24 protein-coding genes are annotated in these 20,146 nt (G+C 31.4%); 15 read left to right on the forward strand and 9 right to left on the reverse strand.

Going from position 1 to position 20,146, the window contains the following annotated elements; genetic code table 11:
• The first annotated feature begins 85 nt into the window (after positions 1 to 85).
• The 10 genes from FH779_RS04885 to FH779_RS04930 all read left to right on the forward strand — a co-directional run bounded on the left by FH779_RS04885 (position 86) and on the right by FH779_RS04930 (position 9,451).
• Positions 86 to 736, forward strand: a complete 651-nt coding sequence (locus FH779_RS04885; protein ID WP_180906270.1) for a peptidase associated/transthyretin-like domain-containing protein — start codon at positions 86 to 88, stop codon at positions 734 to 736.
• A gap of 111 nt (positions 737 to 847) precedes the next feature.
• A complete protein-coding gene (gene trpS / locus FH779_RS04890; protein ID WP_180906271.1) occupies positions 848 to 1,819 on the forward strand; it encodes a tryptophan--tRNA ligase in 972 nt (323 codons plus the stop codon).
• Positions 1,820 to 1,938: 119 nt separating this feature from the next.
• Entirely contained in the window at positions 1,939 to 2,268 is a 330-nt protein-coding gene (locus FH779_RS04895; protein ID WP_180906272.1) for a HesB/IscA family protein, read from the forward strand.
• Complete coding sequence (locus FH779_RS04900) at positions 2,225 to 3,127, forward strand: hypothetical protein (protein WP_180906273.1); 903 nt, start codon at positions 2,225 to 2,227, stop codon at positions 3,125 to 3,127. The genes FH779_RS04895 and FH779_RS04900 overlap by 44 nt, the downstream gene beginning before the upstream one ends.
• 4 nt (positions 3,128 to 3,131) lie before the next feature.
• Positions 3,132 to 4,589 (forward strand): Fe-S cluster assembly protein SufB, encoded by a 1,458-nt coding sequence (gene sufB / locus FH779_RS04905; RefSeq protein ID WP_180906274.1) that lies wholly within the window; start codon positions 3,132 to 3,134, stop codon positions 4,587 to 4,589.
• 141 nt (positions 4,590 to 4,730) lie between these two features.
• Complete coding sequence (gene sufC, locus FH779_RS04910; protein ID WP_038333580.1) at positions 4,731 to 5,486, forward strand: Fe-S cluster assembly ATPase SufC; 756 nt, start codon at positions 4,731 to 4,733, stop codon at positions 5,484 to 5,486.
• A gap of 149 nt (positions 5,487 to 5,635) precedes the next feature.
• Positions 5,636 to 6,955 carry a Fe-S cluster assembly protein SufD gene (gene sufD / locus FH779_RS04915; protein ID WP_180906275.1) on the forward strand — a complete coding sequence of 440 codons (1,320 nt, stop codon included), beginning with the start codon at positions 5,636 to 5,638 and terminating at the stop codon, positions 6,953 to 6,955.
• Between the two features lie 136 nt (positions 6,956 to 7,091).
• Positions 7,092 to 8,315: an aminotransferase class V-fold PLP-dependent enzyme gene (locus FH779_RS04920; protein WP_221627901.1), complete on the forward strand. Its 1,224-nt coding sequence runs from the start codon at positions 7,092 to 7,094 to the stop codon at positions 8,313 to 8,315.
• 81 nt (positions 8,316 to 8,396) lie between these two features.
• On the forward strand, positions 8,397 to 8,645 hold the full coding sequence (locus FH779_RS04925; RefSeq protein ID WP_180906276.1) for a hypothetical protein: 249 nt from the start codon (positions 8,397 to 8,399) through the stop codon (positions 8,643 to 8,645).
• 14 nt (positions 8,646 to 8,659) lie between these two features.
• Complete coding sequence (locus tag FH779_RS04930) at positions 8,660 to 9,451, forward strand: DUF3667 domain-containing protein (protein ID WP_180906277.1); 792 nt, start codon at positions 8,660 to 8,662, stop codon at positions 9,449 to 9,451.
• Positions 9,452 to 9,506: 55 nt separating this feature from the next.
• Here FH779_RS04930 and FH779_RS04935 read toward each other — a convergent pair whose 3' ends face one another.
• From FH779_RS04935 to FH779_RS04945, 3 genes are all read right to left on the reverse strand, one after another.
• The gene (locus FH779_RS04935; protein ID WP_180906278.1) at positions 9,507 to 9,833 is read right to left on the reverse strand and encodes a single-stranded DNA-binding protein; all 327 of its coding nucleotides are present in this window, start codon (positions 9,831 to 9,833) and stop codon (positions 9,507 to 9,509) included.
• Positions 9,834 to 9,913: 80 nt separating this feature from the next.
• Entirely contained in the window at positions 9,914 to 10,297 is a 384-nt protein-coding gene (locus FH779_RS04940; protein ID WP_180906279.1) for a DUF3037 domain-containing protein, read from the reverse strand.
• Positions 10,275 to 11,066, reverse strand: coding sequence for a HipA family kinase (locus FH779_RS04945; RefSeq protein ID WP_180906280.1), 792 nt, complete (start codon positions 11,064 to 11,066; stop codon positions 10,275 to 10,277). Before FH779_RS04945 ends, FH779_RS04940 begins: the two co-directional genes overlap by 23 nt.
• 121 nt (positions 11,067 to 11,187) lie before the next feature.
• On the opposite strand from FH779_RS04945, the gene FH779_RS04950 reads away from it, so the two are divergent.
• The gene (locus FH779_RS04950) at positions 11,188 to 11,823 is read left to right on the forward strand and encodes a SanA/YdcF family protein (protein ID WP_180906281.1); all 636 of its coding nucleotides are present in this window, start codon (positions 11,188 to 11,190) and stop codon (positions 11,821 to 11,823) included.
• 36 nt (positions 11,824 to 11,859) lie between these two features.
• Here FH779_RS04950 and FH779_RS04955 read toward each other — a convergent pair whose 3' ends face one another.
• The 3 genes from FH779_RS04955 to FH779_RS04965 form a co-directional block, all read right to left on the reverse strand.
• Positions 11,860 to 12,390 (reverse strand): adenine phosphoribosyltransferase, encoded by a 531-nt coding sequence (locus FH779_RS04955; RefSeq protein WP_114999872.1) that lies wholly within the window; start codon positions 12,388 to 12,390, stop codon positions 11,860 to 11,862.
• A 93-nt stretch (positions 12,391 to 12,483) separates the two neighbouring features.
• Positions 12,484 to 12,912, reverse strand: coding sequence for an acyl-CoA thioesterase (locus tag FH779_RS04960; RefSeq protein WP_180906282.1), 429 nt, complete (start codon positions 12,910 to 12,912; stop codon positions 12,484 to 12,486).
• A gap of 84 nt (positions 12,913 to 12,996) precedes the next feature.
• Positions 12,997 to 13,257, reverse strand: a complete 261-nt coding sequence (locus FH779_RS04965) for a hypothetical protein (protein ID WP_114999876.1) — start codon at positions 13,255 to 13,257, stop codon at positions 12,997 to 12,999.
• 255 nt (positions 13,258 to 13,512) lie between these two features.
• On the opposite strand from FH779_RS04965, the gene dnaA reads away from it, so the two are divergent.
• From dnaA to FH779_RS04985, 4 genes are all read left to right on the forward strand, one after another.
• Complete coding sequence (gene dnaA, locus FH779_RS04970; RefSeq protein WP_038333589.1) at positions 13,513 to 14,940, forward strand: chromosomal replication initiator protein DnaA; 1,428 nt, start codon at positions 13,513 to 13,515, stop codon at positions 14,938 to 14,940.
• A gap of 18 nt (positions 14,941 to 14,958) precedes the next feature.
• Positions 14,959 to 15,405: a low molecular weight protein-tyrosine-phosphatase gene (locus FH779_RS04975; protein ID WP_180906283.1), complete on the forward strand. Its 447-nt coding sequence runs from the start codon at positions 14,959 to 14,961 to the stop codon at positions 15,403 to 15,405.
• 9 nt (positions 15,406 to 15,414) lie between these two features.
• Entirely contained in the window at positions 15,415 to 16,122 is a 708-nt protein-coding gene (locus FH779_RS04980) for an SAM-dependent methyltransferase (RefSeq protein ID WP_180906284.1), read from the forward strand.
• A gap of 206 nt (positions 16,123 to 16,328) precedes the next feature.
• Positions 16,329 to 16,802: an Mpo1 family 2-hydroxy fatty acid dioxygenase gene (locus FH779_RS04985; RefSeq protein ID WP_180906285.1), complete on the forward strand. Its 474-nt coding sequence runs from the start codon at positions 16,329 to 16,331 to the stop codon at positions 16,800 to 16,802.
• Between the two features lie 49 nt (positions 16,803 to 16,851).
• Here the strand turns inward: FH779_RS04985 and FH779_RS04990 are convergent, their stop codons facing one another.
• From FH779_RS04990 to purB, 3 genes are all read right to left on the reverse strand, one after another.
• Entirely contained in the window at positions 16,852 to 17,406 is a 555-nt protein-coding gene (locus tag FH779_RS04990; RefSeq protein ID WP_180906286.1) for a hypothetical protein, read from the reverse strand.
• A 134-nt stretch (positions 17,407 to 17,540) separates the two neighbouring features.
• Entirely contained in the window at positions 17,541 to 18,608 is a 1,068-nt protein-coding gene (locus tag FH779_RS04995) for an SGNH/GDSL hydrolase family protein (RefSeq protein ID WP_180906287.1), read from the reverse strand.
• A gap of 96 nt (positions 18,609 to 18,704) precedes the next feature.
• Entirely contained in the window at positions 18,705 to 20,132 is a 1,428-nt protein-coding gene (purB, locus tag FH779_RS05000) for an adenylosuccinate lyase (RefSeq protein ID WP_180906288.1), read from the reverse strand.
• Between the last annotated feature and the right edge of the window lie 14 nt (positions 20,133 to 20,146).

The raw sequence follows: 20,146 nt of genomic DNA on the forward strand, positions 1-20,146 counted from the left end.
TATAGATTCATCTTTTTGCAAAAAGGTTGGTTGAGGTTTGAAAAATTTTCGAAAAAAGTTTAATTTTATTAAAAAGTAGATTTTTATGCACTTACAAATTGATAAAAAATGTAATCAGAATTGGAACGAAATGAAGGATGCAGATTCGCAACAAAAGTTTTGTGATGTTTGTTCTAAATGTGTTCACGATTTGGATCATTATTCATTCAAAGAATTAAAAACTTTTCTGAATGATAATCCTACTGCTTGTGTAAAAATTAAAACCAGAAATTTAGAACAGTTTAATTCATACGAAGCTTCAAAATCTATTTCTAATCAATCTAAAAGATGGTTACAACTTTCTTCTTTAGTTGGATTTTTAAGCTTTTCAACTATGACAAAAGCACAAACTGAGAATGATTCGATTGTTGTACAAGGGATTATTAATGATGGTAATGGTTTTCCAGAATCTGATGTTCCTGTGAATCTTAAAAATTCGAAAAATATTGTATATACAAATGAAAATGGTGAGTTTAAAATAAAAGTTCCGATTAATCAAGATTCTTATACTTTAGAATATGATAGTTATGGAATTAAAGAGTTTACTTTTACAAATCCTTCTATATGTCAGAATATAAAAACTGAAACTGGAGATGTTCTTATAGGCGAAGTTGTTTATTATAAAAAATCAGATTTCATCAAAAAAATAGGTCGCACAATCTCTTGGCCATTTCGACGAATTGGGAAGCTTTTTTAGTGGATCCATATGTTTTTCGTCATTCTTGTCAATTAATTCAAATAAACTTCTCGTTACAATTGGTGCATTTCGTTGATTAAGTTTATCTTTGCTTCTTAAATTTTTAAACAAATGCCAAGAATACTTACAGGAGTTCAAGCTACTGGAACTCCGCACTTAGGAAATATTTTAGGAGCAATTTCTCCCGCAATCGAATTAACGGAGAAAGAAGGAAATGACTCTTTCATTTTTATTGCTGATTTACACGCTTTAACGCAAATTAAAGATGCAGCAGTGTTAAAACAAAATACGTACGAAGTGGCTGCAACTTGGCTGGCATTAGGTTTAGATCCTTCGAAAGTAGTTTTTTACCGTCAATCTGATGTGACTGAAACAACAGAATTAACATGGTATTTATTGAACTTCTTTCCATTTCAACGTCTTACTTTAGCACATTCTTTCAAGGATAAAGCAGATTATTTAGCAGATGTAAATGCAGGATTATTTACGTATCCAATTTTGATGGCTGCTGATATTTTATTGTATGATGCAGAAGTTGTACCAGTTGGTAAAGATCAATTGCAACATTTGGAAATTACACGTAGTGTTGCCGAAAAATTCAATCATCAAATGGGAGAAACTTTTGTTTTACCGCAAGCTGCAATCGACGAAAATATTATGTTGATTCCTGGTTCTGATGGTCATAAGATGTCTAAATCAAGAAATAATTTTATCAATATTTTCTTACCAGAAAAACAATTGCGCAAACAAGTAATGTCGATTGAAACGGATTCTACTCCGTTAGAAGATCCTAAAAATCCAGATACAGATAATGTTTTTGCTTTGTACAAATTATTGGCAACGCCAGAACAAATAGAGGAAATGCGTCAAAATTATTTGAATGGAGGTTACGGATATGGTCATGCAAAACAAGCTTTATACGAATTGATTTTAGAAAAATATGCAGATGCGCGTACTAAATTTGATGAATTGATGAATGATAAAGTGACTTTAGATGCATTTTTAGAAAATGGAGCATTGAAGGCAAGAGATGTTGCACAAAAAGTATTGAAACGTACACGAAACAAATTGGGATTGAAGTAATTTGATCAAATTGTAAGTTGGCGATAAATAATATAACTTAAGCGATTGTTAATATTTATATCGTTCATTATTTGAAGTCATTTTAAATAAGTATCTTTGCAATATAAAATTAGAATCAAATGATTAAGGTTTCAGAATCAGCAAAAAATAAAATAATTTCACTTTTACAAGAAGAAGGAACTTCTATCGAAGAATCTTTTGTTCGCGTAGGAGTTACGAGTGGAGGATGTTCAGGTTTAAACTATAATTTAGAGTTTACGAAAGAACAAAGTGCAGATGACAAATTGTTTGACGACAATGGCGTAAGAATTTTGGTTGACAAAAAATCATTCTTATACCTTGTTGGAATGACATTAGAATATTCGGGAGGATTGAATGGAAAAGGTTTCGTGTTCAATAATCCAAATGCGTCGCGTACGTGTGGTTGTGGAGAAAGTTTTGCAGTATAATTGGATGAAAAAGTTAGCAAGTTTAATTACGATTTTGGTTTGTTTTTCAGCATTTGCTCAGAAAACAATTATTGAAAAAGATTTGATGGTTTTTAAACCAACAGAATCTTCAAAAAAATTAAACAAAGCTTATTCAGACAATATGTTTTTTGGTTTGTTTGGTATAAAACCATTTATTAATGCGTTAGACTTAAATGAAAAATCAATCAAAACAGTCACAATTACCAATGCATCAACAAAAAAAGTCGCTTATAAGGCGAATTACGATGCAGCAAATAATCTTCTTGATTTCGAATTGACAGAAGAAGTTGCAAAACCTTTGAAAGTAAAATATACGTATCAAGATGGTTTAATTGCAACAGAAACGATTGATCGAAAAGGAAGTGAAGTTAAAGTCAATCAATTTTATTATGATCTTGACAAAATGTACATCAAAAACTCAAATAGTCTTTTTGATGTAACATGGTTAGAAGGAGATGTAATGTTGAAAAAGACTTATTTAGATCAGAAATTAGGTTTCGAAGATCGATTGATGCATGATTGTAGAATCACAAAATCATTAGGTCAAGATATCAATAAGATATGTTTTAGTAGTTCAACGTTTAGTGTTCCATTCAAAATAAAAGAATATACACCAGATGTAGAACCAAGAACCGAGAAAATTAATTTGGTAGAAGGACAATGGTCTGATATTAAGTTAATAGCTCAAAATAAATACGTGATTACGATGAAAAATCAACCTCAATTTGAAGTTGTTTTAGATCAAAATCAGCGTATAAAAGAATTCAAATTTTTAGGTAACAAAGTGGATAAACAACAACCACTTACTTATAATTTTACCTATACATTTTATAAATAATAAGATGAGTAACACAAAATATACAGAAGACGATCTACGTGAAGATCTTGCTAGCCAAAAACAATATGAGTTTGGTTGGTCGACTGAGATGGAATACGAAGAATTTCCTGTCGGATTGAATGAAGATATCGTACGTGCTATTTCAGCCAAAAAAGAAGAGCCAGAATGGATGACGGAATGGCGTTTAGAAGCTTTCCGCGCTTGGGAAAAAATGGAAGAACCAGAATGGGCTAACGTAACTTACGAAAAGCCAAATTTCCAAGCTATACAGTATTATGCTGCTCCAAAACCGAAGAAAGAATTAGCAAGTTTAGATGAGGTTGATCCAGAATTATTGAAAACTTTCGAAAAGTTAGGAATTTCATTAGATGAGCAAAAACGTTTGTCTGGAGTTGCAATTGATGTCGTTTTCGATTCAGTTTCAGTAAAAACAACTTTCCGCGAAACTTTAGCTGAGAAAGGGATTATTTTTATGTCAATTTCTGAAGCGATTAAAGAGCATCCAGAATTGGTAAAAAAATACATTGGTAAAGTAGTTCCGCCAACAGATAATTTCTATGCAGCTTTAAACTCTGCAGTATTCTCTGACGGATCGTTCTGTTATATTCCTAAAGGTGTTCGTTGTCCAATGGAATTATCAACATATTTCCGTATCAACTCTGCTGGTACAGGACAATTCGAACGTACTTTATTAATTGCTGACGAAGGAGCTTATGTATCATACTTAGAAGGTTGTACAGCACCAATGCGTGATGAGAATCAATTACACGCTGCGGTTGTTGAATTAATCATTATGGATGATGCAGAGATTAAATATTCAACTGTTCAGAACTGGTATCCTGGTGATGATAAAGGTAAAGGTGGGGTATTTAACTTTGTTACAAAACGTGCTGTTTGTGAGAAAAATGCAAAAGTATCTTGGACACAAGTAGAAACTGGATCTGCAGTTACTTGGAAATATCCATCATGTATCTTAAAAGGTGATAATTCAGTAGGAGAGTTTTACTCTATCGCTGTAACGAATAATTACCAACAAGCAGATACAGGTACTAAAATGATTCACATCGGTAAAAATTCAAGATCGACAATCATTTCGAAAGGTATTTCTGCTGGTAAATCTCAAAACTCTTACCGTGGTTTAGTTAAAGTAATGAAGAATGCAGAAGGAGCACGTAATTTCTCTCAATGTGATTCATTATTAATGGGTAACGAATGTGGTGCTCATACTTTCCCATACATCGAGATTGAAAATAAATCGGCTCAATTAGAGCACGAAGCGACAACTTCTAAAATTGGTGAAGATCAATTGTTCTATTGTAATCAACGTGGTATCGATACAGAAAAAGCGATTGCATTAATCGTAAACGGATTCAGCCGCGAAGTATTAGACAAATTACCAATGGAATTTGCCGTTGAAGCCAAAAAATTATTAGAAATCTCATTAGAAGGTTCTGTAGGATAGTTTTTAGAAACTAGAATTGAGAAGTTAGAAATTAACAATAATAAATAGATATATAGTTGGAGGATTCTAAAAATCTGACATCTAATATCAAAATCAAGATAATTAGAAAATTATCACATTAACTAATTTACAAATTAGATTATGTTATTAAATATAAAAGACTTACACGCTCGTATTGAAGAGCGCGAAATTTTAAAAGGTTTAAACCTTCAAATTAATCCAGGTGAAGTTCACGCGATTATGGGACCTAATGGTGCTGGAAAATCAACTTTGTCTAACGTTATTACAGGTAAAGAAGAATATGAAGTAACGGATGGTGATATCGAGTTTGATAATGAATCAATCTTAGAATTAGCACCAGAAGAAAGAGCACAAAAAGGAATTTTTATGTCTTTCCAATATCCAATCGAAATTCCTGGAGTTTCTGTAACAAACTTCATTAAAACTTCTATCAACGAAACGCGTAAAGCGCAAGGTTTAGAAGAAATGGGAGCTTCAGAAATGTTGAAAGAAATTCGTGCAAAAGCAGAATTATTAGGAATCAAAAAAGATTTCTTATCTCGTTCGCTTAACGAAGGTTTTTCTGGAGGTGAGAAAAAACGTAACGAAATTTTCCAAATGTTAATGTTAAACCCAAAATTAGCGATCTTAGATGAAACTGATTCTGGTTTAGATATTGATGCTTTACGTATTGTTGCGGATGGTGTAAACGAATTCAAAAATGAAAACAATGGAGTGTTAGTAATTACACACTACCAACGTTTATTAGACTATATCGTTCCTGATTTTGTACACGTTTTAGCAGACGGAAAAATCATTAAATCTGGTGGTAAAGAATTAGCTTTAGAATTAGAAGCAAAAGGTTACGACTGGGTAAAAGAAGAAGCAGGAATCTAATTAATTTAGAAGTTAGATATTAGAAGTTAGATATTAGATATTAGAAGTTAGAAAGTGGTTATAAAATATTTTTAAATCCAGAATCTAAAATCTAAAATCTAAAGTCTGAAATCTAAAATCTGAAATCTAAAATCTAAAATCTTATAAAGATGATTGATTTAAAAGAAAATTTAGTTTCTCGTCATTTAGTGTTCAACGAAAAAAACAAAGTGAATAAAGGAATCGAAGGTTTACGTCAAGAAGCCATCGAAATCTTTAATCAAAAAGGTTTTCCGACACGTAAAGACGAAGAATGGAAATATACAAATCTTGCTCCTTTGTTGAAGGTGGATTACAAATTGTTCCCAGAAGACGAAGTTGCAGTAGAGTACAAAGACATCAAGAAATATTTGATTAATGATATCGATACATACACAATCGTATTCATTAACGGAAAATATTCTTCGTTTTTGTCAAATACAACACATGATGAAGCTGATATTTGTGTCTTGTCAAGCGCAATGCATAAAACAACTCATCAAGCTGTAATTGAGAATTATTACGGAAAAATTGCGAAAAAAGACGAAAGCTTAGTATCTTTAAATACAGCTTTTGCAAAAGATGGAGCTTATATTTATGTTCCAAATAATGTGATTTTATCTAAGCCAATTCAGATTGTTTATTTCTCAACAGGAGCTTCTCAAGAAGCAATGTATCAACCACGTAATTTGGTTGTAGTTGGAGATAATGCACAAGTTCAAATTATCGAAAGACATCAAACATTAGACGAAAAAGCAAACTTAACAAATGTTGTTTCTGAGGTGAATGTTGGACGTAATTCTGAAATTCATTGGTACAAATTCCAAAATGATTCTAACGATGCTTCTTTAGTTGACAATACATATATCAACCAAGAAAGAGATTCTCGTGCCAATGTATTTACATTTGCTTTTGGAGGAAAAATTGTTCGTAACAATTTGAATTTCTTCCAGAATGGAGAAAATTGTAACTCTGTAATGGACGGAATTACGGTGATTGATGGAAAACAACATATCGATCATCATACATTTGTGGAGCATAATTTCCCGAATTGTGAATCGCACGAATTGTATAAAGGGATTTACGATGAGAAAGCGCAAGGAGTTTTCAATGGTAAAATCTATGTACACAAAGAAGCACAAAAATTGAATGCATTCCAACAAAATAATAATGTTTTGTTATCTGATGGAGCTTCAATTAATACAAAACCTCAATTAGAGATTTTTGCTGATGATGTAAAATGTTCTCACGGATGTACAGTTGGGCAATTAGAAGAAGAATCTTTATTCTACATGCAACAACGTGGTATTCCGAAGAAAGAAGCGAAAGCAATGTTATTGTATGCCTTTGCTGCAGACGCTTTGCGACATGTGCAAATTCCACAAATCTCAAATAGAGTAAACTCTATAATTGCAAAAAAATTAGGAGTTAGTTTAGATTTCGAATTATAAAATATAGTTCTGAGTTATACGTAATAAGTTTTAAGTTGAACTTATTTTGAAATATAAAGTAAGTATTTGAAACTATTTTGAATACTTACTTTTTTATTACACATCACTCATAACTCATTACTCAAAACTTAAAAAAATGTCAATAGATATTCAACAAATAAGAAGTCAATTTCCAATTTTAAATAGAGAAGTCAACGGAAAACCATTGGTTTATTTAGATAATGGTGCAACTTCTCAAAAACCGAAAGTTGTTTTAGATGTTTTAGACGAATATTACGAAAAGTACAACGCAAATGTGCACCGTGGAATTCATACATTAAGTCAAGAAGCAACAGATTTGATGGAAGAATCACGCCGTAAGATTCAGAAATTTATCAATGCGAAACATGATTACGAAATCATTTTCACGCGTGGAACAACGGAAGGAATTAACTTAGTTTCTAATTCACTTCGTAATGTTTTAACAGCAGATGATGAAATTATTATTACCGAAATCGAGCATCATTCTAACATCGTTCCTTGGCAATTGTTGTGTCAGCGAACTGGTGCAAAACTGAAATATATTCCATTAACTGCAGAAGGTATTTTGGATATTGAGAAGTTGGATGATTTATTGACAGATAAAACCAAATTAGTTTGTGTTAATCAAGTTTCGAATGCTTTAGGTGTTGTAAATCCGATCAAAACAATTATTGAAAAAGCGCATGCAAAAGGTGCTTGGGTTTTGATTGATGCGGCACAATCTGCTCCACATACAGTGATCGATGTACAAGCGATGGATTGTGATTTCTTGGTTTTTTCTGGACATAAAATGTACGGTCCAACTGGAATCGGTATTTTGTATGGAAAAGAAGATATCTTGAATGAATTACCACCTTTCCACGGAGGAGGAGAGATGATAAAAGATGTAACGATGGAAGTTTCGACTTACACTTGTTTACCTTTTAAATTTGAGGCTGGTACACCAGATATTGCAGGTATTATTGGACTTGGAGCTGCGGTAGATTTTATCAATTCTATCGGACTGCAAACGATTCACGATTATGAAAAAGAATTGGTAGATTATACCATTCAACGTTTATCAGAATTTGATGAAGTGGAGATTTATGCAAAAGATGCAGAGCATTCTGGTGCTGTTTCTTTTAACTTAAAATTTGATGGTGTTCATTCATCTGATGTCGGGATGATTTTGGACAAAAAAGGAATTGCGGTTCGTACAGGACATCATTGCGCGCAACCAATTATGCATCATTTCAATATTCCGGGAACGGTACGCGCTTCATTCGCTGTTTATAATACAAAAGAAGAAATAGATACATTTATCGAAGGTCTAAAAACCGCGATTAGAATGTTAGGATAATATTAAAAGGATTTCATTTTTTGAAATCCTTTTTTGTTTCAATTAATTTTTTATTTTTGACGTAATTAATACTAAAAACTTATGCAAACTAAAAATAAATTATCAGAACTAACATTAGATGAATTACAGACTAAACATAAAAAAGTTAATAAACTAACAATTACGATTCAAGTTATATTACTTGTAATTTCTATTTCACTTATTCTTGGAGTTTTTGCAAATTATTTAAAACCTATAAACGTCGTTTTTGTTTCTTTATCTGTCATTTTTATTCCATTTATTACAGGTTTAAATCAAATCAACCAAGAATTAAAAAATAGAAATAATTAATTCTTAAGATTTTTATGAGTGATAAATGTATGACTTGTGGTAATTTGATTACAGAAAATTTCTGTGGAAATTGTGGTCAACGTAAAAATAAGAGAATTAATAAAACTTATATATTGGATGAATTGCAAGATTTGTATGCGCATACAAACAAAGGTTTCTACTATACATTAAAGAAAACAGCAATAAATCCTGGTAAAACAGCAAGGGAATTCATTGAAGGAAGCCGTGTTAATCATTATAAGCCTTTAATGTTTGCTCTAGCACTTTCTGGTATTGCATCATTTTTAAGTTATCAAGTAATTGGTTTAAATGACATTTTTAAAGAGACTTATAAGTCTATGGGACTTAATAATGAGTTTTCAAATGATATAATTGCCTTCTTAGCTAGTAATAATGCATTATTGATGTTAGCATTACTTCCATTTTTTGCTATACTTACAAAAATTGTTTTTAGAAAATGGGGTGAAAATTATTATGAACATGTAGTGATGAATTCATTTATTTTATCGTTTTATACAATAAGTTCAATATTAATAATTTATCCACTAATGTATTTTTTTAAAAATGATTTGGAAATTATTTTTAAAATCACATCATTAAGTTTTTTATTACTTCCATTTATTTTATTCTTCTTTTATAAGAATTATTATCCAACAAAATCAGTAAAATTGATTATATGGAAAATCTTTTTAATTTTTTTGTTAATGATACTTTCATATATCGTTTTAATAATCATATTTAGTCTAATAGTAGGTTTAATGATTGTAATAAATCCAGAGTTTGGAAACTATTTTAGAAAAAGTTAATTAATAAAACAATAAAAGGGAAACGAACTAATCCGTTTCCCTTTTATTTTAAACGCTAAAGAAGTACAATTTCATCAATTATAATTTCTGTAATCGTTTTTTGTTGATCATCTTTATCTTGATAATCTCGGTAAGTCAATTTGCCTTCTATAGCAAGTTGTTTTCCTTTTTCTACGTGTTTTTCGATCACATTTACAATTGGTCCGTAAGCAACTAAATTGTGCCACGTCGTTTGCTGCACTTTCTCACCTTTGCTATTTGTGTAGCTTTCGTTTGTTGCTAGACTAAATTTTGCAAGCTTCTTTTCGTTTTCTAATGTTTTAACTTCAGGATTGCTACCAACATTCCCAATTAGCTGAACTTTGTTTCTTAATGTACTCATGGCGATAAATAATTTAAAATTAATGTATAACCAAATTTAAGAAAATGTTTTTAAAATATTCGTTTTTAAGTATTTAACTTTTATAAAACATGTTCTTTAAATAATCGATCCAAGGTTTTATCAAGGTTTGTTGTTTTACCTGGATGCGGACGAGAACTTTGGATAGACGAACTTCTGACAGCCGTTAACCAACGAAAACGTTCAGGCGTTTCGAAATTAGAGACAGCAGATTCGGGATGAATTCCTTCGGCAATTTTAGACAAAGCATTCAAATTACTGTCAATAAAATCAAGGTCTAATTCGTGGCAAAAAGCATTGATTCTATTATCATTAATAAAATATTTTACTTTCAAATAATCTTCTTTTTTAGAAAATATAATCACTCCAACATTGATAAATTCTTCGCGTTCAACTTTCGGAACCAAACGAAGAATCGCATACTCATATAAGATTTTTTCTGGCATTGTTTGCTTCGTTTATAAAAAGTTCGGTATGTTGTAATCGAGTTTTGATAAATGTTTTGTAGACCGTTTTCATTTCTTCGTGAGTAGAATGCGTAACTTCTGTTTCTAACCATTCATCAGGAATCAAATCGACAATTTTATCAATGATTTCATCATTCAAAATCGCTTTAAATTCTGCATCAACTTCTTCAAGTTTTGTCGCATTTTTCAATAAAACATGGTCTTTAATTGGTGTAAAAGGAGCAAGAGCCGCTTTTTCCCAATTGTCCCACGAATGATGAAAATAATAAGATGCACCATGATCTATCAACCACAATTCTTTGTGCCACATCAACATATTTGTATTGCGAAAAGTACGATCAACATTCGTCAAAAATGCATCTAACCAAACGATTTGCGAAGATAATTTATCATCAATTTTCATCACAGCCGGATCATAATTGATTGCGCCAGACAAATAATGCAAAGCCAAATTAGTTCCTTCGCTAAATTTTAACAAATCCTGAATTTCTTCATCAGCTTCGGATTGACCAAAATATTCGTCCAAATTTGCAAAAACTAATTCAGGAACTTTAAATCCTAAAACACGTGCAATTTCTCCTCCTAACAATTCAGAAATCAGCATGCGAGGGCCATGACCAGCACCTTTAAATTTTAAAACATATTTAAAACCGTCATCTGCATCAGCTAGTGCTGGCAAAGAACCACCTTCGCGCAAAGGTTGCAAATAGCGTTCAACGGTAACTGTTCTTAACTCAATCTCATTCATTCTCTAAAATTACGATGAAAAATTTAAAATAATTTTCACATTTATAATTTTTAAATATCACTAAACTTATAGACTTTTGAATGTTAAAATTTTTTAAAACAAAAGATAGTTGAGTAAACTTGTGAAAATAGGAAGATTTGTAATGCGTAAAAGTATGTTTATCGTTGGATTAATAACGGTTTTTACTTTGATCGTTGCATTGATTATTCAGATTTTTACTTCGTATTACATTTACAATTATCAAGGAAATATTCCGTCAGATTATCGTGTAGCAGTTGTCTTTGGTGCAAAAGTGCAAGCTAATGGACAACCAACTCGTTTTTTAAAAGATCGTTTGGATGCTGCAATTCGACTTTACAAAGAAGATCAAGTGGATGTAATTTTACTTTCTGGAGAAAAACTTCACGAGAATTTTAATGAAATTGATGTGATGGAAAAATACTTGTTGGATAGAGGTGTCAAAATTGAAGATACTTATCTCGATGGGGCAGGTTTGGACACGTATAGCACGATTTATAGAACCAAAAATATTTATCAATTTGATAAAGTGATTTTAATTTCTCAATCTTATCATCTCAAAAGAGCGCTTTTCTTAGGAAAAGTTTTCGGATTAGATTGTATTGGATATAATGCAGATAGCGGACCTTATAAAACAGAAGGTAAACAGAGTTTTAGAGAGATTTTAGCGAATATAAAAGCTTTGTTGGATATTGGGAATGAAAGAGCGCCTGAAGTGATTATAGCGCCTAAAAAATAAAAAACTCCGCTCAAAATTTTGAACGGAGTTTTTAGTTTAATATTCTGTTAAAGTAACAATATCAGTTGTAAAAGAAGTTAATTTATCCTTTCCGTTTAAGAAAGTCAAATCAACAATAAATGAAAATTGTGTTGTTTTTCCTCCACATTTTTCTACCAATTTAGCACAAGCTTCGGCAGTTCCACCAGTTGCCAAAACATCATCGTGAATTAAAACTCGCGCACCATCTTTGATGTAATTCGAATTTACTTCTATCGTTGCTTGTCCATATTCCAAATCATACGATTGACTAATTGTTGGAGGAGGTAATTTCCCAGCTTTACGAATTAATACAAAAGGGACTTTTAATTTTTGTGCAATCTGAATTCCGTACAAAAATCCTCGGCTTTCAATTCCACAAACAATATCCACTTTACCTTTTGCTTTTTCTACAAAAGCGTCTACAATTTCGTCCGAAAGTTCAGGATTTAAGAACAATGGAGTAATATCTTTGTAGACAATTCCTTCTTTTGGAAAATCGATAACGTCTACAATCGTTTGATTGATTTTTTCTTGAAGTGTTGACATTCGTTTTTAATAATGTTTTGTTAAGGAACAAATTTAATGAGAAATCATGTGCAAGAATTTGTTTTAACGAATAATTAATCATTCTAAATAATATTATAAACCTAAACTTGTCCAAATACGTTCCGGAATACGAACAAGACGTCGAGTTTCGGCATCAATACAACATAAAATAGTATATCCTTGATTAATTATTTTTCCCGCTTCATTATATATATTGTAATCAAATCGAATGCGAACACCTTTGTCGCGCTCATGAACTGTTGTTTCAATTTCTATTAATTCATCGTACAAAGCGCTACCAATATATTTTGTATGCATTTCGATAATCGGCATCTGAATTCCCATTGCTTCCAATTCGGCATAAGGAAAACCACGTTCACGCATCAATTCTACACGACCAATTTCATAAAACTCTGGATAGTTTCCGTAATAAACCACTTTCATTTGATCGGTGTGTTTATACAGAATACGAGTTTTGGTGCGAAAAACATTTAATTGTTCGGTTTGTTCTATCTTCTCCATAATTTTCTAAAACATCATTTTAATCTTCAAAAGTAGAGAACAAAAAAAAGACTTTATCATTAATTATATAAAAAATGAAAAAGTCTATTCAGTAATTTTTTTGTAATCCATCCAACTAAAAGAAGTTTGTGAAGAATCTTTTTGCTCTTCTTTTAAGAAATCATATTGAATTTGAATAATCGTTTTGAAAGTAGGATTTGCTATTTCATAATAAAAAGTCCTTACATTTTCTTCTTCACCTTGTTCAATTCGTAAAAGAGAAAAATTATTTTTGATGCCCAAATCATTTAAATGATTTTCTACTTTGATAATTGCGAAGTCAATTTTTTCTTGTGTAATTTCCATAGTGATACAAAAATAAGAATTAATAGTTTTATAAGCCAAAATATGTCCGAAAAGATTATCTTTGCATTACTTTTATTTTATCTAAAACTACTTATTGATTATTTTGAATTATACAAAGTATTTTTTAATATATCAATACCTAAATCATTTTTTTTATTCAAAATTTGTTCACAATTTTGTAGAGAAGGGTTGATGAAAATTTAACATTGACTTTCAGTAATTTACATTAAAACTTAAGCACTTTTGGACAATATTATGACGATAACTGCAAATTCTGTGTGGGAAAAATGCTTGTCTTTTATAAAAGACAACATTGCGGAAGATGCCTTCAATACTTGGTTTGTACCGATACGTCCGGGCAAACTAAATAATAATGTTTTAACAATACAAGTACCAAGTAAATTTTTTTACGAATGGTTAGAGGAACATTATATCAAAATTTTAAAAAGTGCCTTACAAAAAGAATTAGGTTCTGATGCAAAATTGGTATACAGTATTTTGATGGATCAAAAGTCGCAAGGACGTGAGCCATTTACGGTACGTATTCCAAGTTCGAACAAAGAAAAACCTCGCCCACAAGAGGTAGAAGCGCCAATTAATTTGCAAGCTGGTAAAATGATGAATCCTTTCGTTATTCCAGGATTGCAAAAATTAAAAATTGATTCGCAATTAAATCATAATTATACATTCAATAATTTTATCGAAGGAGAATCAAATCGATTAGCTCGTGCGGCTGGTCGTGCGATAGCCAAACGCCCAGGAGGGACTTCGTTCAATCCACTATTCATCTATGGTGGAGTAGGATTAGGAAAAACTCATTTGGTGCATGCGATAGGTTTAGAAGTAAAAGATTTACACCCAGAGAAAACTGTTTTGTATGTTTCTACTGAGAAATTTACACAACAATTTATAGAAGCAGTAAAAAATAATAATCAAAATGATTTCATTCACTTTTATCAAATGATTGACGTTTTGATTATGGATGATATTCAGTTTTTATCTGGAAAAGCAAAAACGCAAGAAGTTTTCTTCCATATATTTAACCATTTACATCAAAGAGGAAATCAGATCATTTTGACTTCGGATAAATCTCCAGCAGATATTCAAGATATGGAAGATCGTTTGATTTCTCGTTTCAAATGGGGATTATCAGCCGATTTACAAAATCCTGATTACAATACACGTCTTTCAATTTTGAAACAAAAATTAGAAAACGATGGTATCGAATTTCCTGATGAAGTAATGGATTATATCGCGCAAAATATTGATACAAATGTGCGTGAATTAGAAGGTTCATTAAATTCAATCATTGCGCAAGCAACGTTGAATAAACGTGAAATTACGTTAGATTTAACAGCACGTACGTTATCAAAATTAGTACAAACAGCTCGCAAAGAAATCTCGATTGATTACATTCAGAAAACAGTTTGTGAATACTTCAAAGTGAAGATTGAAGATATTCAGTCAAAAACACGTAAACGTGATGTGGTACAAGCGCGTCAATTAGCGATGTATTTTGCAAAACAATATACAAAAGCGTCTTTGGCAAGTATTGGTACGCAAATCGGTAAACGTGATCACGCAACAGTTTTACATGCTTGTAAAACAGTGAAAAATTTACAAGAAACGGATAAGCAATTCCGTGGTTATATCGAAGATATTTCACGTAAAATTGCAGATTAATCTATAAATACTTTTTTAATGAAAATTTTGATGGTTTGTTTAGGTAATATTTGTCGTTCTCCGTTGGCAGAAGGGATTTTACAAGCAAAGGTTGGCGACAATCATTTGGTAGATTCTGCTGGTACAGGCGATTGGCATGTTGGTGAACAACCAGATAGACGCTCGGTTTCGGTTGCAAAAAAACACGGTGTTGATATTTCTGATCAACGTGCGATGCATTTCAATCCAGTTTTTTTCGATGAGTTTGATTTAATCTTTGCAATGGATGAACAAAATTTAATCGATTTGCAACAATTGGCTCGGAACGAAGAGGTGCAAAGTAAAATCAAATTGATTTTGAAAGATGGAATAGGGCAAACGCAAAATGTGCCTGATCCTTACTACGATGGTGAAGATGCTTTCGAGCATGTTTATCAATTATTAGATGAAGCCACAGACGGAATCATCAAAAAATACAATCTTTAAAATTATACAATGAAAACGGCTAAAGTTTATTTGATTCCTTCACTTTTAGGTGAAAGCGAACACAGTAGAGTATTGCCTTTATACAATCTTGACGTTATTCGAGCAATTGATACGTTTGTGGTAGAAAACGAAAAATCTGCACGTAAATTTATCAAACAAGTTTGCCCCGAAAAAGTTCAAGCCGATTTAGATATTTACATTCTAAACAAAGATACAGAGCCAGAAGAAATGTTAGATTTGATCAAATTATTGGATCAAAACAAAACAATCGGAATTATTTCCGAAGCTGGTTTGCCTGCGGTTGCAGACCCAGGTGCGCAGTTGGTAAAAGTTGCGCAGCAGAAACGCATCCAGGTAGTTCCTTTGATTGGTCCATCGTCGATTTTGTTGGCGTTAATGGCTTCTGGAATGAATGGTCAAAACTTTGCTTTTCACGGTTATTTACCAATCGATAAAACGGAACGTAAAAAGAAATTGGCTCATTTGGAAGCAGAAAGTGCGAAAACCGGAATTGCTCAAATTTTTATGGAGACGCCCTATCGTAACAATCAAATGGTAGATGATTTAACGAAAATTCTTCGTGCCGAAACCAAGATTTGTGTCGCGTGTCACATTACATTAGAGGACGAAGACATCCGCACGTTATCGATCAAAGAGTGGAAAAATGAAAAGTATGATTTTCATAAACGTCCCGCAATTTTTGTCATGCAAGCTTAAAAATTTTATAAAATAGATCAACACTTCGTGTTTCTTTTCGCGAGTCGTTGCTCCAAAGTATACGAGAAAGCCAACATCTATATGTTGGCTTTCTCGTATAATCAGTTTTTGTGGTAAAAATAGTTGAAGTGAATTAAAATATTTTAACGATTAGGTTTTATAATTTCTTAAAATTCAACTTATATTTAATTATAAAATCATCCAAAATGAGAAAAATAGAACAACTTTTTAGTGAATATGGAGAAAGTCATCAAAATGGGATAAACAAAACCATTCATTGGATTTGTGTTCCTTTAATCTTTTGGACGATTCTTGGTTTTATTTCCTACATTCCAGCACCGCACTTTTATATTCCAAGTTTTGGTTATATCAGTATAGCTTCAATCATTGCGTTGGTAATTGTTTCGGTTTTTTATTTTAGATTATCGATTGTCGTTGGTCTAATTATGATTTTTCTAATGTTGATTATGGAATATTTTATTTCGTTGTGCAATCTTCAATTCGGTACAAAATCTTGGATAGTTTATTTGGTGGTATTTATTATCACGTGGATTTTACAATTTGTCGGACACAAAATAGAAGGGAAGAAGCCAAGTTTTCTCAAAGATTTACAATTTTTGTTGGTCGGACCAATTTGGTTGTTGGGTTTTATTTTGAGAAAAGTTGGTATAAAATATTAGTTATTATTTAAAGGTAATTAATTTTTCGTCAGCTATTATACTCAATATTTTAACAAGGAAACCACCAATGCATATTGTATAATTTTCCATTTTTAATGAATATTTTGATATGTCCATCAGAAATATTATGCTCATCTTCTCTTAATTGAATTACTTGTAACTTACCTTCATTATAAACATCTATTGTCCCAATATCATTCATTGCATTTGGAAACAATTTTTTAAGTTCTGTAATAGTTGTTTGTGAGGATAATTTTTTTCCTTTGTATAAGATGTAATTATTCTTTGAGAATCTGAATTCATCAACTGCAAATTCATTTTTAGAATTTTCAAAACGAGAGCCATCTTTATAATAGTATTTATCATCCATGTTTTTGGTTCCATCTTTATTTTCGAAAATATAAGAACAAGGAGCTTCTTCTGACATCAACATTATACTATCAGCTTTACCAAAAACGTTTTCAAAATCTTTTTTAGTAAAAAATCGTTTAAGTTTTCCATTAAAAAGAATGTCATCTGTTTTCATGACTTCATTTTGATTATTATCAGGTTTAGGATTTTCAGTATTTGTATTTTGAACAATATTAACTGAATTATTATTCATCTTTTTACATGAATAAAAAAATAGAATAAGGATGGTAATAGTTAATCTCATAGGTTAGTTGTAATTGTTTAATAATTAGTGATTAAGTTAAGATTTTTATTGATTACATTTTAAAATTATTTTTTGAAAATAATCTATTTCTTACTCAAAATTTCATTTACTTTTTTCTCAATAGCTTCTGATAATCTGCTAAAACCTAAATCATTTGGATGAATTCCGTCTGTAGAACCTTCGTTATCCAAACCAATTAAATTATCACCTTTCAATAAATACAAATCTTTTACACCTTCTTTTATCAATGCATCGTATTGTGTACGATAGGTTTGATTTTGTCTTGTCATATCTTCGTGAGCAGTTAAATCAAATTTACTCATTGGTCGAATCAAACTTTCTACCATCAAGATTGGTGTTTTTGGGTGATATTTTCGGAGTAATTTGACGAACGGAATTGTTCTACTTTTTATTTCTTCGGGCGAACTGTTAGGAACACAATCCAAAATAAACAAATCAACACCTTGAATATCTTTAATCATTTCAGCCAATTCAATTTCAATTTTTGCATTTCCACTCAAGCCAAAATTAATGAATTCGTAACCCATTTTTCGTGTTAAAATAGAAGGGTAATTCATTCCAGGACGACTTGCTGACGCACCTTGTACAATGCTTGAACCATAAACCACGATTTTCTTTTTATATGCGATAGGTTGATTGATAAAATTAGCAGATGCATCAATTCCGATCTTTAAGTCTGTTATCTCGTTCCAAAGCGGTAAATAAAGCATGAATTCCTTTTCTGTCTTAGTTAGATTCTTGACAATATCATATTCACTTTTGATATTTTGCTGATTTGGTAAAGCCGCGCCTGCAAAAATCCATTTCCCATTTTCTTTGATATATAAATCCAATCCACGGGCCATAATTCCAGTTGTATTTGCGCCTAAATAAGTAGAACGAGTTGTCCAATCCAATTTTATTTGTGTCGTATTCGATTTGAATGCAACATATAATCCAGCGGGAGTTGTAAACAAACCTTTCACTTTGTCAGGAAGATTTGCGTATTTGTTGGTGTCAATTCTATGATAAAATGGTGCGTTATTAAATGCTTTTCCTTGAACAGAGAAATCTTTATTTGTAATATATTTTAATTGAGCAAATACTTGAAAAGAACAAATAAGTGCAAAAAGCAGAAAGAATTTTCTCATTGGTTATAATTGATTAAAGGTTAAAATTAAAAAAAGACTTCCAATATTGGAAGTCTTTTTTCTTGTCTCATGTGTACTTGTTAATTCTAAGCGGGATTACACTTTAAGGTCAGTATGTGCGCCTAAAAGTGTTTTATTTTCTTCGATAATTGGATCAACTAAATCATTTAAGAATTCTTCTGTTTGTTCAGAAGCAAATCCTGTAAAGTTTTTCGGATCTAATAATTCGACTAATTTTTCTTTATCAATTTTTACATTATCATCAGCAATAATACGCTCAATCAAATCATTTGATTTACCTTCCATTTTCACTTGTTTTGCAGCTTCCATAGAATGTGTACGGATAATTTCGTGTAATTCTTGACGATCACCACCATTTTTAACACCTTCCATAATAATATATTCGGTTGCCATAAATGGTAATTCTTCCGCGATATGCTTTTCGATTATTTTAGGATAAACGACTAAACCATCTAAAATATTGTTCCAAATGATTAAAATTGCATCAATCGCTAAGAAAGCTTGAGGAACTGCTAAACGTTTATTAGCTGAATCATCTAACGTTCTTTCGAACCATTGAGTTGATGCAACCATTGCAGGAGAAGTAGCTAAAGACATTACGTACTTCGCTAAAGAAGCGATGCGCTCAGAACGCATTGGGTTACGTTTATATGCCATTGCAGAAGATCCAATTTGATTTTTCTCAAAAGGTTCTTCAATCTCTTTTAAATTCTGTAATAAACGTAAATCGTTTGTAAATTTATGTGCAGATTGTGCAATGTTTGATAATAATTCTAATGCTTGTGCATCAATTTTACGATCGTAAGTTTGTCCAGATACTGCAAAAACATTTTTAAATCCAAAACGTTCAGATAATTTTTTGTCTAATGTTTTTACTTTTTGGTAATCTCCATCAAATAATTCTTTGAAAGAAGCTGCTGTACCAGTTGTTCCTTTTACTCCACGAAAACGTAAAGTATCTATTCTGAATTCTAATTCTTCTAAATCTAATAAAACAGATTGTAACCAAAGTGTTGCACGTTTACCTACAGTTGTTAATTGTGCTGGTTGAAAATGTGTAAATCCTAAAGTTGGTAAATCTTTGTATTGACGTGCAAATTTTGCTAAACCATCAATTACATTGATTAATTGTCCTTTGATGTGTTGGAAACCATCACGAATTTGAATTAAATCTGTATTATCACCAACAAAAGCCGAAGTAGCACCTAAGTGAATAATCGCTTTTGCAGATGGAGCAACATCTCCGTACGTGTGAACGTGAGCCATTACATCGTGACGAAATTTCTTTTCGTAAGCCGCAGCAACATCATAATCAATATTAGTTGCGTTATCTTTTAACTCTTGAATTTGTTCGTCTGTAATATCTAATCCAAGTTCCTTTTCAATTTCTGCTAAAGCAATCCAAAGCTGTCTCCATGTTGTAAATTTTTTCTCAGGAGAAAAGATATATAGCATTTCGTCGCTACAATATCTCGATTCTAAAGGATTTTGATACTTGTTCATTGTATTTGTTTGTT

Origin of the sequence: Empedobacter falsenii (genome assembly GCF_013488205.1) — a bacterium.
In the GTDB taxonomy this organism is placed as follows: Bacteria; Bacteroidota; Bacteroidia; order Flavobacteriales; family Weeksellaceae; genus Empedobacter; species Empedobacter falsenii_C.

Coding starts and splice junctions, on each gene's coding strand:
- FH779_RS04935 (WP_180906278.1), bottom strand. CDS start 9,833: ATGAGTACATTAAGAAACAAAGTTCAGCTAATTGGGAATGTTGGTAGC.
- sufB (WP_180906274.1), top strand. CDS start 3,132: ATGAGTAACACAAAATATACAGAAGACGATCTACGTGAAGATCTTGCT.
- FH779_RS04885 (WP_180906270.1), top strand. CDS start 86: ATGCACTTACAAATTGATAAAAAATGTAATCAGAATTGGAACGAAATG.
- dnaA (WP_038333589.1), top strand. CDS start 13,513: ATGACGATAACTGCAAATTCTGTGTGGGAAAAATGCTTGTCTTTTATA.
- FH779_RS04965 (WP_114999876.1), bottom strand. CDS start 13,257: ATGGAAATTACACAAGAAAAAATTGACTTCGCAATTATCAAAGTAGAA.
- FH779_RS04980 (WP_180906284.1), top strand. CDS start 15,415: ATGAAAACGGCTAAAGTTTATTTGATTCCTTCACTTTTAGGTGAAAGC.
- FH779_RS04990 (WP_180906286.1), bottom strand. CDS start 17,406: ATGAATAATAATTCAGTTAATATTGTTCAAAATACAAATACTGAAAAT.
- FH779_RS04895 (WP_180906272.1), top strand. CDS start 1,939: ATGATTAAGGTTTCAGAATCAGCAAAAAATAAAATAATTTCACTTTTA.
- FH779_RS04925 (WP_180906276.1), top strand. CDS start 8,397: ATGCAAACTAAAAATAAATTATCAGAACTAACATTAGATGAATTACAG.
- FH779_RS04945 (WP_180906280.1), bottom strand. CDS start 11,066: ATGAATGAGATTGAGTTAAGAACAGTTACCGTTGAACGCTATTTGCAA.
- FH779_RS04975 (WP_180906283.1), top strand. CDS start 14,959: ATGAAAATTTTGATGGTTTGTTTAGGTAATATTTGTCGTTCTCCGTTG.
- trpS (WP_180906271.1), top strand. CDS start 848: ATGCCAAGAATACTTACAGGAGTTCAAGCTACTGGAACTCCGCACTTA.
- sufC (WP_038333580.1), top strand. CDS start 4,731: ATGTTATTAAATATAAAAGACTTACACGCTCGTATTGAAGAGCGCGAA.
- FH779_RS04955 (WP_114999872.1), bottom strand. CDS start 12,390: ATGTCAACACTTCAAGAAAAAATCAATCAAACGATTGTAGACGTTATC.
- FH779_RS04995 (WP_180906287.1), bottom strand. CDS start 18,608: ATGAGAAAATTCTTTCTGCTTTTTGCACTTATTTGTTCTTTTCAAGTA.
- sufD (WP_180906275.1), top strand. CDS start 5,636: ATGATTGATTTAAAAGAAAATTTAGTTTCTCGTCATTTAGTGTTCAAC.
- FH779_RS04985 (WP_180906285.1), top strand. CDS start 16,329: ATGAGAAAAATAGAACAACTTTTTAGTGAATATGGAGAAAGTCATCAA.
- FH779_RS04940 (WP_180906279.1), bottom strand. CDS start 10,297: ATGCCAGAAAAAATCTTATATGAGTATGCGATTCTTCGTTTGGTTCCG.
- FH779_RS04960 (WP_180906282.1), bottom strand. CDS start 12,912: ATGGAGAAGATAGAACAAACCGAACAATTAAATGTTTTTCGCACCAAA.
- FH779_RS04900 (WP_180906273.1), top strand. CDS start 2,225: ATGCGTCGCGTACGTGTGGTTGTGGAGAAAGTTTTGCAGTATAATTGG.
- FH779_RS04930 (WP_180906277.1), top strand. CDS start 8,660: ATGAGTGATAAATGTATGACTTGTGGTAATTTGATTACAGAAAATTTC.
- purB (WP_180906288.1), bottom strand. CDS start 20,132: ATGAACAAGTATCAAAATCCTTTAGAATCGAGATATTGTAGCGACGAA.
- FH779_RS04920 (WP_221627901.1), top strand. CDS start 7,092: ATGTCAATAGATATTCAACAAATAAGAAGTCAATTTCCAATTTTAAAT.